The sequence below is a fragment of the Desulfogranum japonicum DSM 18378 genome, assembly GCF_000429945.1.
Classification (GTDB): domain Bacteria; phylum Desulfobacterota; class Desulfobulbia; order Desulfobulbales; family Desulfobulbaceae; genus Desulfogranum; species Desulfogranum japonicum.
Genome location: NZ_AUCV01000003.1, coordinates 72,888 through 88,834, shown reverse-complemented (window position 1 = coordinate 88,834; position 15,947 = coordinate 72,888). Strand labels below are relative to the sequence as shown.

Below are 15,947 nucleotides of genomic sequence, written 5' to 3'. Positions count from 1 at the left end.
TCAGCCTATGGCTTTGTAATCGTATAGACATCAACACGTCCATGCTCACTGAACCCCTGGGTAATATACAACTGCCTGGTATCCGGATCATAAGCTGCCCCACGTATGCTTGCACAGCCGCTGTCATCCATTTCATCGAGCTTCCAGGCTGCATAGGGGGCAACTTCCCAGGGCTCTAGATCGCCAGCCCGGACCTTGAGTAAATCATTGGCATCATAGGCCCACACATAGTGATAGTAGGGGTATCCATGCCCGCCTTTGGAATGATCACATAGATCATAACAGTATGTCCCACCTTCTGTCGGTACTTTATGAAGCTCAGGATCATCAGTACCTGGCCCGTAGCAGTAGCCATCAGCCATACTCTGACGGCCAAAAAAGAGCACACTTCTACTCCCTTCAGGAAACGCGACGCCAACCACTCCGGAACCATATGTAAAACTGTTTTCTTCGGTCACTCCCCCGGAGACCAGATAATGCCTCAAAGGATAGTAGACAACGGTTGTGCCGGAAACAGCTTCTGTGCTGCCGAAATCGTCGGGCTCAATAACCGTTGCAGCGGGCCCCGATGATATACAACTGATAATGGATAGTGCCGCGTTACCTGTCAAAACAGTTCCGCCGAAACGCTCCTGCCATTTTTTGGGAATCGGGGTCATATATCCACCAATGGAACGTGGGTTTGCAGCAGCGTCGACGGAATAGAATCCCTGAAAATCATCTGTCTTGCTGAGATCCAGTCCGGATACGCCATGGGAGGCTGTCTGTTGGCATCCTGCATCATACCAGCTGGTTGCGCCAACAATCAAACGACCATTATGCACCAGTAAACCAAAGATTGCTTCATACCCCGTAGTACCCAGAGAAGTCCACCCGTTGTCTGGAACAAAATTGAACTCCTGAAGCACTGTTGCCTTTGGTAATTCCGCCCAATTATCACTTTTGCTGAAAGAATCAGGGATTGCGACCTGTCCGACATATCCTTGATACCAGGCATGTCCCTCCATGAATAATGTCCGTTGCCCGGTTTCCGGAACAGTGTATGGCGTTATCCCGCGTCCTCCATAGCCGTAGCGTGAACCACCATATGTTTCCTGGGGTAAGGCAAAAGCCCCCTGGTAGAGCAAATTGCTTTTTTGAATACGCTGATCCCCCTGCAGGAGAAGATATCGGATTGCAGCGGCTGCATTGTCCGCAGCATACACTTCAGACACGATCACACAAAAGACACCAATAATCAGATAAATACATTGCAACATTTTCACTGACACTTCCTTTCACTTATTACCGCAGATGCCCCTACTCTGAACAAGCCAGAGAATACATCGCAAGAAATGGATCAAAAGTCCATTTATTGACAGACACTACTACTCATTGGGGAAGTGACTAAGCTCCCCTGTATTCGTAACTGCTTACAGGGTGACTAAGGTTTTCGTAAACAGGCTGGGTAGCGCGTGGGGTTATACGTAGGCCGGGCTGATCACGAAAAGATCAGGTGCACTGTGGGCTGTTAGCAAAAATAAAGACACACATGTAGTATGCTGTGACGATAAAGGCATACTATAGAATAAGAGAATCATGAGAACAAGAAAAAAGGAAACACGGCAAGCTAGCTCCAGTTTCTCACTCTTTTCGGAAAAATGGCTACATTCTCTGCAATAACGTATTTTGACCACCTGATTATTTCCCTGGCAGATGCAAAAAGCTTCCAACAGGGGCCTGTCCATAAATAAAAATTCCAAGTGGAGAGCTGGCAAGAGTGCGTAAACCAGCAGCAGGCGTTGTGCAAAGTTGATGTTATGTTGAAGGATAACCGGACTGAATCTCCTGAATCAACCGACAGGCATCCCGGTGACTCAAAAGTTGTTCCTGTACCGACACCTGCAAACGAAGGAATAACGAATGAAATTCATGAACAGACTGCCTATCCGTGATGTCAGGAGATGGGTTTGGCTGTACCTTGACAGCAACGCCACCTTCTCTGAAAGATCGGGCATATTCCAGATGAGCGCTACGAATTTCAAATTTTTCCTTTAGATAGTGCGCAATCCGGAGCGCTTCGCCATGGGTAAATGTCTTGTGTCTCAAGCGGTGGGAAATCGCATTGACAATGGCCCAGCCGCTCTCCTGCCTGGTTTTATCAACAAAATAATCGCGTAACTCAGCAACAAACTTACGCTTATCCCTTTCCATGGCTGCCTGTGTTATGTCGTATATCATATGTCCTCTTATCTATTTCTCTCTCCTGCCGGAGTTGTTCATGTGTGGCAGAGCAGCCCAATCACTCCGGGCCGTCTGTGGTTCTCGCAAGCAGGTTGATGTAAGGTAATGGGTGATGCATAAGCCAGGCTGATCGCAAAAAATCAGGTATATTGTGAGCAGCTGCCCGCAAGATCATTATATTGCACTGTAAGGTCATTTTATAATCGCACAAGCTTAATTATAGAAATAATAATCATAATCAATTGCATTTTTCAGAGCACCCTCAAAACCGAAGGACAAAACAGCCCCCCATTTCAAACGATTTTTTCAGACAACCAAAATCAGAGATAAGAGAAGGGGCACGGAAAAAATAAATTATCCCATCTTGCTTGTCTCTCCACCCGGTAACGTGGTAGTGTCAATGGCTCAATACGGCCAGTATGGAACCATTGATGCTACTTATCAACCCGATATCCTACGCTTTTTTTGGATATGTATTATTTTCCGCAACCCTAAATTTTTCACAGTGTACTCAAAATAAATTCCGGCCTGAATACAAAACCTCTTTCCCTGACCCAACAGCCAGAAAATTTTTATTTTATTCATAACATCCGGGTTGTCTTTTGATATGATAATTGGACAAGAGGTATAAGGGGCGCGAAAAAAATGCTCTTTAATCTTGTTGGACTCTCAACTCATTCTGCGCTTTTTTGGAGAGTTATTTTTTTTCGCGCCCCTCAGTTTAAGCAACACAAGATCATTATCAAGGAAAACGCAATGAGCCAAAACGACCAAGAAAAAACAACCCTGGCCATCATTGGCGGTGGCAGAGGCGGCCTGGAAATCCTGAAGCTTTTATCTGGCAGCGATCAGGTTAAAATCGCCTTCATGGTAGATCAGGATCTCAAGGCTGTAGGTATGGTTGAGGCGAAAGCACGGGGTATAGCAACAAAGACAGACCTGGTTGCTGCTTTACGACATAATCAACCGGATTTTATATTTGAGGCAACAGGATCGGAAAAAGTACACCAGATCATACAGGAACACCTGCATCCAGGAACAGAACTCATCAGCAGCAAAGCATCCCTGATGTTGTTTAATGTTCTGGCTGAAAACAGAAAAAAAGCAAACCAGGCCGTCTTTACAGAAATCAGTACTCTCAGTGAGGAGATATCACAAAACGCCAACTCCGTAAAAAATACCCTGACTGATATCACCAATGTTGCATCCAGCCTGAAGGTCCTCTCTATTAATGCTGCCATAGAAGCGGCAAGAGCCGGGGATTTCGGGAGAAGTTTTTCCGTAGTGGCATCTGCTGTCAAAGATACAGCGAATGAGGCTCAAAGTATGGTGGATCGAATTGAAACGGTCAATAACAACAATGTACAGATGTCTGTGAAGCTAGAGGAACTGCTCACACGGCTCCAATAAGATCTCCTTTTTCAAACCGCTGCCAGGATCAACTATCCTGACCAATCCTTCCTGTTCAAAAGGAGTATCTCTTGCTTTTATGGGGTTCTGCCAACACTTCAGATCCTGGCAAACGATTATCCAACAGGGTTTCCACCACATTCTACAACTCCGGTTGCGGTGAAAACCCTGTCGTTTCTTCCCCATGAGGTTTTCCGCATTGTACGCTTCCATATATATGTAACTGACAAATACCTCCAGCTTCATCTCCCAGCTCCATTTCGCTCCATATTTTCACTGTGCAGAAAAAGAAAAGCTATGATTTGTATTTTTTCATTGGCTGTTAATCGTAAAGTGCAGTATATTCGTAAAAGTGGTCATGGGTTTGTTTTCTGATTCGTTGCCACAAACTTTACGGCTAAACAATCAGGGATGACCTGCTCCTGCCGGTTTCACACCGATCAGTATACATTTCATCTGCATATATCCTCCTTTTTTACACAGCCTTTTTTTATTTCCAGCGCCGCTCCAGGTTATAGTACCGGCTTGCTTGCAAGATTACCGCGCTCAGAAACGACTTTTTCAAACAGACGACAGTACATGACTCAAGACGCATTTACCACCGAGACAGGACTTTTTTCAGATCTTCATCTTAACCCCAAACTTCTTAATGCCCTGGAAGCCCTGAATTACGTAAAACCAACGCCCATTCAGGCACAGATAATTCCGCACCTTATTACCGGGTGCGATGTCGTTGGCCAGGCACAGACGGGAACAGGCAAGACTGCATCTTTTGCCCTTCCCCTGCTCCAGAACCTAAACCCACAGGACAAAAGGAAACCCCAGATTCTTGTCCTTGCTCCCACCAGAGAGCTGGCGATTCAGGTTAGTGAATCCTTTTCCACTTACGGACAATATATCCCCGGCCTGAAGGTTCTTCCGATTTACGGCGGCCAAAACTATTCGTCTCAATTGCAGCAGTTACGGCGCGGAGTGCACATTGTCGTTGGTACGCCTGGACGAATCATGGATCACATCCGGCGAAATACCCTTGACCTCAGTGCATTAAACAGTGTTGTACTGGATGAGGCGGATGAGATGTTAAAAATGGGTTTCATTGATGATGTCACCTGGATTCTCGAGCAGACACCTTCGCAAAAGCAGATAGCCCTGTTTTCTGCCACCATGCCACCGTCCATCCGCAAAATTGCCAGAAAACATCTTGTCAACCCGGTTGAAATAACGGTTGAAAGTACGTCATCTACCGGTGAAAACATTGAGCAGAGTTGCCTTATAACCAAAGGACGCGATGGTAAAAAAGAGGCTCTCATCAGAATTCTTGAGGCAGAGAATTTTGATGGCATCCTTATATTCGCACGCACCAAAGCTGAGACAATTGAACTTACCGAATATCTTTGTGAAAAAGAGTTTCGCTGTGGTGCTCTGAATGGTGACATTCCCCAGGAACAACGGTTACGCATCGTTGACCAGCTGAAAACCGGAAAACTCGACATTGTCGTGGCCACCGACGTAGCAGCACGCGGTCTGGATGTGGACCGAATAAGCCATGTCATCAATTATGATTCTCCCCATGATACCGAAGCATACATCCATCGAATCGGCCGTACAGGCCGGGCCGGTAGAACAGGGAAAGCAATCCTCTTTCTTGCACCCAGGGAAAAACGGTTGCTGAAAAACATAGAACGGCAGACAGGCTGTTCAATACGCCTGGCGCAATTGCCTACAGCAAAGGCCATCACCCAGCGAAGGGTTGAGGCATTCAAAGAAAAACTCACAGCCGCACTGGGTGAAGACTGCAGCTGGTATGAAACGTTGCTGCACGATTATTGTCAGGAGTACGATATCGCCCCGGAAAAAGCTGCCGCTGCCCTCGCCTCATTAATGCACCAGAAAAAACCTCTGCTCATGAAAGAGGAGCCTAAACAGCAACCTGTCCGCAATAAAAAGGAGGCACGGGATCGTGTCGCAAGTATCCAAAGCAAAGACGATAGTCCCCGTAAACAGGGTTCAACCCGCTCCAGAAAGCCGGAACCAGGCATGGAACGCTTTCGTATAGAGGTAGGCTTTGACCACGGAGTAACCCCAGGGAACATCGTGGGTGCCATTGCCAATGAAGCTGATATCGACAGTGAATTCATAGGCAGAATATCAATTTTTGGCGATTATTCCACTGTAGACCTCCCCTACGGTATGCCGAATAATACTCTGAAAATTTTGCAGAAAGCCAGAATCTATAACCGTATGATGCAAATGAAACGGGAAAACCAACTGCACGGAGACCTTCCAAGCCCCCAGGACAGAAAAAAACGGGCCAGGAGAAAGCCCTCAAAGAACAGTAGCTCTGCCAGAAGACCTTCCACCCATTAACAGTGGCATACAACTGATCACAGGAGATGTAAAGCCTGACTTTCATCTACCTCATAACGGTAAACGATATCTGCCCCCGGCAGATATCGGCTTTGCATGAAGGAAACCTGGCAACGGGTTACAGCTGCTTCCGGTTTGATTAAAAGCGGTTTTTCGCTGATGAGCACAGTCTCTGTATGCGGAAAACCGCAATCATTCCCAAAAACAAACAGCGAAAGATTCATGAGGGAAATTTCAGACTGACAGCCTCTCCCCTCCTCCACTATCAGAAAATTACCTCCATAGATCAAACAAAAAAGCAATAGAGCAAATTGCGAGAGGTTTGCATCGTGCATGGAAAGATGGATCTTTAAAGAGTCTTTGGAACGAGCATTATAAAGAGAGTATTGATTTCGTACATTGAAAAAGCAGAAAAAGATTCTGGATTGAACTAGTTACAGGGGAAGTCAGACTCTCTAATCAAACCTCACAATCAAAGCTCTTTCTTTTCAAACCAGTAAAACATTCCCAGTCCGACGGCAATAAAGACGATAATGACAAGCCAAGGAGATACTCCAAGCATTTGGGGAAGTGTAATTTTTCCATAATTTCCCCAGGAGAGTATGGTGTTTGTTAACACAGGATACACTTCTGCATAAAGAGCTGCGCCGACGAGCATGCCTAAAATGGCCCAAACAGCATGAACCCTGCCCTCTGCAAGGGCTCCAACTGAGGTTCCCGGACAATAACCAGCAATAGCCCAGCCAACACCAAAGAGAAGGCCGCCTAGTACAATGGCCGCAACATGAGTTGCCTTCAGGCTGAGACTGATCACTCCAGCCCCATGCAGGGCGTATATTCCAACCATGCCAACAAGCACAGCTGAAAACATGAACTTGATGATAGTCATGTCTTTAAGCAACATGAAACCTACCTGTCTTTCATAGCGTAACACTTCTCCCTTTTGCAGAAGAAATCCAAAGAGCACACCTGTAATCAAACCAAGTATCTGTTCCATTATGCGCCTCCTTTTCCATATACAAGGCGAGCCGTAAATATTCCGCCAATTATAAAGAAAACCAATGCAAGCAAACCACTGACCGCCAATTGCATATTTCCTGACAAGCCATGTCCACTGGGACATCCGCCAGCCATCCTGGCTCCGAAAAGCAGAATACAACCACCTATGAAGGCTCCCATCGCTCTAGTTACAGCACTGGTGCCAAAGCGATCCTTCCAGATAGGCGGCACGGTTTCTAATTTGCTTGAGGCACCCAGACGAGCAGAGACAAACGCCCCGATGAAAATACCGACTACAAAAAGCATTTGCCAGTCCACCTTGACTTTCTTGGAGGTAAAATAAGCGTTCTGGGCAACATGCTCGGCATCCACAGACGCTTCAATGAGCCCGGCAGCACGAACAAAGGTGGTGGATGCTCCCAAATACTTAGGCTTATCAAGCACCAAAGTAGTAACAAGAACAGACAACACAGCCAAGACACCTACTAGCGCTCCAGCCATGTACGGGCTCCATCGTGGAGAAGAAAAAGACAAATTCATAATGCGCTCCTGTTGATTCGTCATTGCAAAGCATTTCTCAGCCAATACAACTACAAGCCCCAGAATAACATTGTCCCCTGGTAGAATCGATACACATGGGTGGGGATGTTGATTTGAGGGGAAATCGGTACAACATCTCTTAAACAGTATAACACCATTAACAAAAAGCAATGGTGGGTAGTATTTTCAAGCCACCTTAACATACACCCGTTACTACATTTTGCTTACAGACAAGGTTGGAGGAAAAGGTATTCGTGCATAAGATATAAATAAGATTGTACAGTGCACGGGTTACAGGTCGTGCATCTCTGTCTTCCGGTAATTGCAATCAGGCAGCGAGGTAATCATGTACACAGCATTAATGCTTTTCCTGATGGGCATCGGCCTCTTTATTTTTATCGTGGGGGTTAAACAGCGCCGTTTCTCTTTTCTCCTCACAGGGGTACTGGCAACGACAGGAACCGCGGTATTTTTCTGGTTCATGGATTTCTGGGGGGAGATGCTCTGGTTTCAAAGCCTGGGATACAGCCGAAGATTCTGGGATGTCTTCTGGGTACGACTCATAGCTGGAACAGTGGGCTTCAGTATAGCTGCGGGTCTGGTCTTTTTCTTTACCCGGGGGTATTCCACGAAGAAAAAATATTTTCGTCTTGCGGCGTTAATTCTTGCCTCGCTTGCCGGGATCATCTGGGGTAACGAAAACTGGGCAAACATTCTTCGCTTTCTGCATGCTGTTCCCACAGAGATGACTGATCCCATTTTTCATAAGCCTGTGGGATTTTACTTTTTTACCCTGCCTCTCCAGGATTCACTCAAAGGTTTTCTTTTCCTGCTTGCAGTTATCTGTCTGGTTACAAACTGTGCAAATGTTATTCAGATACAGCAGCATGGGGAACACGTAAAGCTCATCCCCGACCTGAACACATCCAACAGTGGCGCAATATATCAATCTTTGACATTTTTATTTATTGTCTTTGCCTATGCGACCTACCTGCAACGATTTCAACTCATGTATTCAGAAATGGGGGCCATTACCGGCCCGGGTTGGACGGATATACACATAAGGCTACCTGCCCTGACCGTAATGTTGCTGTTTCTGACAGCTTTAGCAATACTTATGGGTTTTTCCTTTCTACGAAACAAAGTTATCGCAATCCTGCAGAATAAATTTTCATTTTCCAAAGCTCATTACCTGCTTACCATAGGTTCTTTTGTGAGCGTGGTTTTGCTTGATCTGGCTATACTCAAAATCCTACCAATGGCGACCCAGCGCCTGGCAGTTGAACCCAACGAAATTACATTTGAACGTCCCTATATTGCCCACAATATCCGCATGACACGACATGGATTTCGTCTGCACAATGTTGAAGAGAAGGAATTCCCTGCTGCTGATATTTTTACCCCTGCAATGGTCGAACGTAATAGAACTATTTTTGATAACGTGCGCCTATGGGATTACAATGCATTAAAAGCGGTCTTTAAACAATTCCAGGAAATACGTCTCTATTACGAATTTCACGGCGTGGATATTGATCGTTACCTTATAGATGGGAGATATTCACAGGTCATGGTTTCAGCCAGGGAATTGGAACTTGAAAATATCCCGGTCAAAAGCCAGACTTTTGTAAACAAAAGATTTAAATATACCCATGGATACGGCATGACCATGACCAACGTAAGCACCTTTACAGAACAGGGTCTGCCAGATTTACTCATCCGCGATATCCCACCCCACAGCCCCCATCCCGAACTGGAAATACAACGACCGGAAATTTATTACGGAGAGCTTACCAACACACCTGTGCTGGTAAATACCAAAGAAAAAGAGTTTGATTTCCCCACAGGTGAAAAAAACGCCTATACCCGCTACCAGGGGTCTGGGGGGGTCAAACTAAGCAATTTGTGGCGCAAATTTCTGTATGGATGGAAATTTGATGGGATACGTCTCTTTCTTTCCGGTTATCCCACTGCTGAGAGCCGTATACTTTTTCACCGACAAATCGAAAAACGAGCCTCGAAGCTTGCTCCCTTTCTTCAATTTGACGACGATCCCTATATTGTATTGGCTGAAGGTAAATTATACTGGATACTTGATGCCTACACTTCATCTGCATATCTTCCATATAGTGAACGCTTCCTTTCCAATGAAAACAACAGCACAATCTATCATGATGATTCTTTTGCCAAAAGAAAACTGGCAAGATTCCGGGGAAGCAATTATGTGCGTAACAGCATCAAAGTAGTCATTGATGCCTATGAAGGATCAGTGGATTTCTATATATATGATGACAAGGATCCGCTCATCCAAACCTGGCAGAATATTTTTCCTAATATGTTCAAAACGACAGATGCCATGCCAGTATCATTGCAGCGCCATGTCCGATACCCCACAGACATGTTGCTGCTCCAGGGACTGGTTTATGCAAAATATCACATGACCGAGCCAGCGGTTTTTTATAATCAGGAAGATCTTTGGGTACGTGCCACGGAAAAATACTCCGGTTCGATAAAACCTGTCGAGCCTTACTATATCTTATGGGAATTACCGGGATCAGATCATCCGGAATTCGTTCTCATGCTGCCGTTTACTCCAAAAAATCGCCAGGTATCCATCGGCTGGATTGCAGCCATGTGTGACGGTGCGCAATACGGTAGATTGCTTGCTTACATGTTCCCAAAAGAAAAACGGGTACTCGGGCCTCAACAGGTGGAAACAAAAATTGATCAGGACAGATTTCTCTCCGGCCAATTAACCCTCTGGGACCAAAGAGGCTCCAGGGTAATCCGCGGCAACGTGCTTGCAATTCCAGTGGAAGACAGCCTGCTCTACGTAGAACCCATTTACCTGCAGGCAGAGACAGCGGCTTATCCGGAGCTACGCCTGGTCGCCCTGATGCAGGGGGACCGGCTCAGCTATGCGGAAACTTTTGATAAAGCATTGCAGAAACTCTTCGATAAACAAATCCTCCGCCCGGATATGGCAAGCCCCGCAGAAACGCAACAGCCCACGATACAGGATCTCGCCACCCAGGCGAATACTGCATTTGAGACATACCTCAACGCACTGGGAGAAAAACGATTCCAAGATGCTTCAGAGGCACTGAAGCAACTGGAGGATACTTTGCAGGACCTCACCAGGTTCACCCAAGCCGCTGACCAAGGTGGCGCTGAGCCTGATTCTGGCTCCCGCAAAGAATAAGGGTATTGGGGTAACTGGTTACATCAAGGAAGTAACAAAGAAGAATCTATTGCACTCTGGCCCTCAAGGGTTTTAAGTGAGTTAGCTGATGGAGAAAATTTTTTAAAGCTTCTTACAAAATACCTTTGAATTTCGCTGATAATTATAAAGAGCCTTTCGGCTTGCAGGAAGCGCATCTACTTCTACTTCGACAAAACCTTGCCCAAGAAACCAGTGGGCGGTCCGGGTTGTCAGCGTATATATTTCAGTGATATTACGAGAAGCCGCCAGCTTTTCAACATAGGCAAGCAGGATAGGAGCAAGGCCTGCTTTCTGATATTCCTTTCTGATGGCCACACAGGCAAGCTCACCGGCGTTTGACTTTTCAATGGGATAGAGGGCGGCACAACCAATAACCAGGCTGTCTTTTTCCAGGATCGCAAAATAGTCGATCTCGTTTTCCAGCTTTTCCCTTGAACGTTTAACGAGAACGCCTTTCTGCTCCAGCGGAGAAATGAGGTTGATTATTCCGCTCACATCTTCCAACTGCGCTTGCCTGACCACCTCATAACTGTCACTGTATACCATGGTGCCGTCACCATCCCTCGTGTAGAGTTCTTTAAGTAAAGAACCGTCGTCACGTGAAGAGATGATATGGGCACGGGGAACACCTCTTTGGCATACAGAATAGCAGGCTCGCAGAGAAAAATAGGAATTGCTTGGAGCATGCAGATCACTGCCATCAAGAAACTCTTTGCACTGGGCAAGGGTAAGCTCCCTGTATAGCTTGTTGTCTCTGTCATAAATAGCCCCGTCATCATTAAAAATGATAGCCTTATCGGCTTTTATTGTGCTGGCGACACAGATCCCTATATCAGCAAAGGAAAGATTGAAGACTTCACCGGTGATTGAATACCCAAGTGGAGAAAGAAGTACAATTCCATTTTCTTTAAGAATATCATTAATAGCACCACCGTCCACGCTTCTTACTTTGCCGGTCATCTGATGATCGATACCATCAATTATCCCTTTCGGCATGGCGGTGATGAAATTCCCGCTGCGAATCTTGATTTTGGCACCATACATGGGCGAGTTGGGCAAACCGCTTGAGAATAACGCCTCAATTTGCCAGCGAACCGATCCAACCGCTTTCATGATAGAGGAGATATGCTCTCGTTCTGTTATTCGAACGCCTTTATGAAATTTTGAGACAAAACCTTTCTGATGCAGTTCCTCATCTATCTGCAGGCGAGCCCCATGGACCAGCACAAGGCGAACCCCTAGGGCATGCAGGATGGCAAGGTCGCTCACTATGCCTGAAAACATTCCCTGCGAGAGGCAGTCTCCAGGAATCATAATGACAATCGTTTTTCCCCGATGGTCGTGAAAATAAGGAGAAACATTCCTGAACCACTCCAGAAACGGGTCTTTTGTAATATTCACACTAGTGTCCAATCCCTTTATGGAGCATCTATCCGTACTGCCATGATTGATTATAAAGTAAATAGATTTTCGCCGTCACCTAGGCGACGATTCTTACCGGATGGGAGAATAGATCAATATCTCTGAAAAAAAGAATACCATCAGCACTGTTTTTTACAAGATAGATTTCATACACCAGATCCTCCGCCAGGGGATTGGAAACCTCCTCATATTCTACGCCATTATCGCCCTGAACTTGGAGGTACGGTGCATATACGCAACAAATTTTGTCTTTTGTTACGCATAAACAGGAGTAATCTCAATTATACAGGCTTGAGTAAATATCAAATATTACAGGTATTATTCACCCATAACGTGCTGAAACAAGTTTCCACAAGATAGAAACAATTAAAAATAATCGCTTCACAAGAGCGTTATTCCAACCAGAATGGTATAGAGAACATTTCGTTTTTCTCACCCTATACCCCTATACAAACGATATCAACGGATAGCCCTCAATGGATGAAATATCTCAAAGGTCTTTTGAGCTGGCCTGCACTGCCCATGATAAAGGCCTTTTACAGGAAGCCCGTCGGCAGTATCTGCTTCTCATTGAACTTCACCCCGACCATGCTTCATTACGATACAACCTTGGGCTAATCTATTTTCAACAGGATGAATTCGATCATGCAATCAACGAATTCTCTTTAGCTGCCTCATTTGAACCTGAGGACACTGACACTCTTTTTAACCTCGCTCTTTGTCAAAAAAAAACTGGAGATTATGCAGCGGCCATCGCTACCCATATACGTCTCTTAATCATAGAGCCAAATCATTTTGACAGTCTTTTCTGTCTCGGTAATTGTTATCGCGACCAATATGACGACGATCAAGCCATTGGCTGCTATCAACGCGCCCTTACCTTGAATCCAGCCTATGTACCTGCAATCCACAACATTGCAGATATTCATTACAGAGCTGGAGACCATGATCTGGTCATTATGTACTACAAACAAATTCTTGAAAAACAACCTCAAAACGAGTCGATTCGTTATCTGTTAGCAGCATTGCAGGGTGTTCACTTAGACCATGCACCCGACGCTTATATACATGACGTCTTTAATAGTTATGCCAGTGAGTTTGAACAAGATCTTGTTGTTGAGCTAGGTTATGACAATCCACAACAGCTATATGACTGTCTAAATCGTAGCGATGCACGCGGGGCTTACTGCCTACACGGTTTGGATCTTGGATGTGGTACGGGCCTGAGTGGTATTGTATTTAAAAAAATGGTTCATGTTCTTGATGGGGTGGATCTTTCAGAAGATATGATAGCTCACGCGATAGATAAAAAGTGTTATGCTCAAATCTATCAAGATTCTATTGTCCATCACATGACAACAACAGAAGAAACGTACGATTTATTTCTTGCAACAGATGTTTTTGTTTATATAGGTGATCTCGTACCAATTCTTTCTCTTGCTGGCACCATTGCCACACCAGGAGCCTTATTTTGTTGCTCCACTGAACATTTGAATGGAACGCAGTATCGATTGCAACCAACCGGACGTTTTGCCTATTCGCCAGAATATATTGAACAAACTGCCTTGAAAACCGGCTGGCGGATAGTGTCACAAGAATCAGCTCCATTGAGATTGGAGGATGATGAGTGGTTAACCGGAGACTTATGGATTCTCAAACGCAATTAACGAGTTAGTAGCTTTTTGTTTTCATAAAAATATTTATCAATAATGTTTGCATTAAGCACACAATCGTGTATTGTGTAATACTATATTCTAAAATAAAAGTAATGTCCTTTTCTGTAGTCCTCGTAAACTTCGTTTTCTCCAGCGTTGTTCGCCAACATAGAAGTTCATTCTGACCACTTACTTACATTGGAAAATAGCGTGCATATGAAAAGCTTAGAGTTGGCTGCACATTATACTGGCATATCTAAACCACGGTATTCCTACATTTGAGCTTACTCAAAAACATGCTCATAGCCCTGGAGACAAACTTATTTTTCTGTATACAATTCAAAATTCTTGGAGGTAAACATATCAACAAATCGAACCATTTTGCACCTAATAATGCACCCATAACTTTTCCGAAAACCGGGGAGCATCCTGTAGCACATGGACACGTCACACCCCTTCCAACAACCAGCCAAAACCTTACTGATTATTTACTGGAAACTTCCGGGTTGCATGCTAAACCTCAGCCCTTACCAGCAAAAAAAAATCAACGGATGAAAATTTGGGATCCTGCTGGTTATGACATTAGACCAATCCCAGACAAGACCAGATTTCACGATGTCGGCCTTTCCAACGCAGTTATGCATGCCATTGCTGACCTTAACTACAAATATTGCACCCCGATTCAGGAGAAATCCCTCCCGATTACGTTAAAGGGATGTGATATGGTAGGTAAAGCGAACACCGGGACTGGCAAAAGTGCGGTCTTTCTCATTACTATCATTAACCGCCTGCTCAACCAAACTAGCCAGCCTGTATCATTAAATCCTGCAAAACCCAGAGCCCTGGTGATAGCACCGACGCGAGAGTTGGTCATTCAAATTGCCAACGATGGCCGCCAATTAGCCAAATATACTTCTCTGAACATTCTGGCAGTTTATGGTGGAGAAGACTACCAGAAACAACTGGACCAGGCCCGTTATAATACAAACGATATTATAGTAGCCACTCCTGGAAGGTTACTGGATTTTGTGAGCAAAAACATCATCAAGCTTGATCAGTGTGAGATCATGGTTATCGATGAAGCTGACCGAATGCTGGACATGGGGTTTATCCCTGATGTTCGGCGAATTATCGGTCAGGTACGAGAAAAAAACTTGCGCCAGACCATGCTGTTTTCCGCCACCATTACGGAAGCTGTTAAGCAGCTTGCCTTCCAATGGTGCCGAAAACCTGAGTTCATAGATATCCCCACAGAACAATTGACTGTTGATACAGTTGGACAAATTGTCTACCTGGTAACTACGGAAGAAAAATATCGCGTTTTATATAACCTTATTATCAGCAACCTCGATGAAAAAATCATCATCTTTACCAATCAAAAGCATGAGGCGAAAACCCTTAGCCAAAACCTCCAAGGCCATAATATCCGTTGCAGTCTTCTTTCGGGAGATGTTCCCCAACGTAAGCGTGGCAAACGACTGGAGAGATTTCGAACTGGTAAAGTTAATGTGCTTATCGCTACTGATGTCGCAGCAAGAGGCATTCACATCGAAGGTGTCAGCTATGTGGTCAACTTTAACTTGCCGTATGAACCGGAAAATTATGTTCACCGAATTGGGCGAACAGGAAGGGCCGGTGCGCTTGGGACTTCTATAAGTTTTGCCTGTGAAGAAGATTCTTTCTACCTTCCTGATATTGAGGAATATATTGGCAAAGAACTGGAGTGTGTCGTTCCGGAAGAAAATATGTTAACCCCACCAGCCAGTATACAGAAATTAAAACAACCAAAGAGCAACAAGACAAATATTCAGCAAAGCAGGCAAAGAAGACGCTCTGCAAACCGCATTTCTGAAGCTCAAAGAGGTAAGATATAGCAATATCCTTTGTACGCTTTAGAGCGGTCTGCTTGTAATAGGCTCTATTCCAAGACAGATTTTCAGTAGATTATACTTCTACAAGCTAGGAGTCTGTCGGAAAAAGCTATTTTTTCTCAGATTAAGGTATATTCAGGAAATAAAGCACAGCCATACAGTTGATATTGCGAGCATTGATTTTCTGAAAACAACACAAATATGGGAAAAAAGAGCATTCTCCGACAGACTCTTAGCCAG

Annotated in this window: 11 protein-coding genes; 5 read left to right on the top strand and 6 right to left on the bottom strand. The window is 44.9% G+C overall.

All coding sequences use genetic code 11. The features are described 5' to 3' along the window. Window positions 1–5: 5 nt before the first annotated feature. On the bottom strand, window positions 6–1,265 hold the full coding sequence (locus tag G493_RS0103565; RefSeq protein WP_153306422.1) for a hypothetical protein: 1,260 nt from the start codon (window positions 1,263–1,265) through the stop codon (window positions 6–8). Window positions 1,266–1,797: 532 nt separating this feature from the next. Beyond that, on the bottom strand, window positions 1,798–2,220 hold the full coding sequence (locus G493_RS0103560) for a hypothetical protein (RefSeq protein WP_028579268.1): 423 nt from the start codon (window positions 2,218–2,220) through the stop codon (window positions 1,798–1,800). 759 nt (window positions 2,221–2,979) lie between these two features. On the opposite strand from G493_RS0103560, the gene G493_RS0103555 reads away from it, so the two are divergent. After that, on the top strand, window positions 2,980–3,633 hold the full coding sequence (locus tag G493_RS0103555; protein ID WP_161629786.1) for a methyl-accepting chemotaxis protein: 654 nt from the start codon (window positions 2,980–2,982) through the stop codon (window positions 3,631–3,633). 579 nt (window positions 3,634–4,212) lie between these two features. Next, a complete protein-coding gene (locus tag G493_RS0103545) occupies window positions 4,213–6,000 on the top strand; it encodes a DEAD/DEAH box helicase (RefSeq protein WP_028579265.1) in 1,788 nt (595 codons plus the stop codon). A gap of 17 nt (window positions 6,001–6,017) precedes the next feature. Here G493_RS0103545 and G493_RS27640 read toward each other — a convergent pair whose 3' ends face one another. The 3 genes from G493_RS27640 to G493_RS0103530 all read right to left on the bottom strand — a co-directional run bounded on the left by G493_RS27640 (window position 6,018) and on the right by G493_RS0103530 (window position 7,563). Further along, entirely contained in the window at window positions 6,018–6,335 is a 318-nt protein-coding gene (locus tag G493_RS27640; protein ID WP_035273483.1) for a hypothetical protein, read from the bottom strand. A gap of 137 nt (window positions 6,336–6,472) precedes the next feature. Then, window positions 6,473–6,997, bottom strand: a complete 525-nt coding sequence (locus tag G493_RS0103535; RefSeq protein ID WP_028579263.1) for a DUF6691 family protein — start codon at window positions 6,995–6,997, stop codon at window positions 6,473–6,475. After that, window positions 6,997–7,563, bottom strand: a complete 567-nt coding sequence (locus tag G493_RS0103530) for a YeeE/YedE thiosulfate transporter family protein (RefSeq protein ID WP_084813413.1) — start codon at window positions 7,561–7,563, stop codon at window positions 6,997–6,999. Before G493_RS0103530 ends, G493_RS0103535 begins: the two co-directional genes overlap by 1 nt. Before the next feature lie 322 nt (window positions 7,564–7,885). Between G493_RS0103530 and G493_RS27635 the strand changes: the two genes are divergently transcribed. After that, window positions 7,886–10,738, top strand: coding sequence for a UPF0182 family membrane protein (locus G493_RS27635; RefSeq protein ID WP_084813412.1), 2,853 nt, complete (start codon window positions 7,886–7,888; stop codon window positions 10,736–10,738). 102 nt (window positions 10,739–10,840) lie between these two features. On the opposite strand, the gene argA is transcribed toward G493_RS27635, so the two are convergent. Beyond that, complete coding sequence (gene argA / locus G493_RS0103520) at window positions 10,841–12,160, bottom strand: amino-acid N-acetyltransferase (RefSeq protein WP_028579261.1); 1,320 nt, start codon at window positions 12,158–12,160, stop codon at window positions 10,841–10,843. Between the two features lie 497 nt (window positions 12,161–12,657). On the opposite strand from argA, the gene G493_RS0103510 reads away from it, so the two are divergent. Further along, a complete protein-coding gene (locus tag G493_RS0103510; RefSeq protein ID WP_028579260.1) occupies window positions 12,658–13,848 on the top strand; it encodes a tetratricopeptide repeat protein in 1,191 nt (396 codons plus the stop codon). A gap of 539 nt (window positions 13,849–14,387) precedes the next feature. Further along, the gene (locus G493_RS27630) at window positions 14,388–15,710 is read left to right on the top strand and encodes a DEAD/DEAH box helicase (protein ID WP_084813424.1); all 1,323 of its coding nucleotides are present in this window, start codon (window positions 14,388–14,390) and stop codon (window positions 15,708–15,710) included. Window positions 15,711–15,947: the final 237 nt, after the last annotated feature.

Coding starts and splice junctions, on each gene's coding strand:
- G493_RS0103560 (WP_028579268.1), bottom strand. CDS start 2,220: ATGATATACGACATAACACAGGCAGCCATGGAAAGGGATAAGCGTAAG.
- G493_RS0103555 (WP_161629786.1), top strand. CDS start 2,980: ATGAGCCAAAACGACCAAGAAAAAACAACCCTGGCCATCATTGGCGGT.
- G493_RS0103545 (WP_028579265.1), top strand. CDS start 4,213: ATGACTCAAGACGCATTTACCACCGAGACAGGACTTTTTTCAGATCTT.
- G493_RS27640 (WP_035273483.1), bottom strand. CDS start 6,335: ATGCACGATGCAAACCTCTCGCAATTTGCTCTATTGCTTTTTTGTTTG.
- G493_RS0103535 (WP_028579263.1), bottom strand. CDS start 6,997: ATGGAACAGATACTTGGTTTGATTACAGGTGTGCTCTTTGGATTTCTT.
- G493_RS0103530 (WP_084813413.1), bottom strand. CDS start 7,563: ATGACGAATCAACAGGAGCGCATTATGAATTTGTCTTTTTCTTCTCCA.
- G493_RS27635 (WP_084813412.1), top strand. CDS start 7,886: ATGTACACAGCATTAATGCTTTTCCTGATGGGCATCGGCCTCTTTATT.
- G493_RS0103510 (WP_028579260.1), top strand. CDS start 12,658: ATGGATGAAATATCTCAAAGGTCTTTTGAGCTGGCCTGCACTGCCCAT.
- G493_RS27630 (WP_084813424.1), top strand. CDS start 14,388: ATGAAAATTTGGGATCCTGCTGGTTATGACATTAGACCAATCCCAGAC.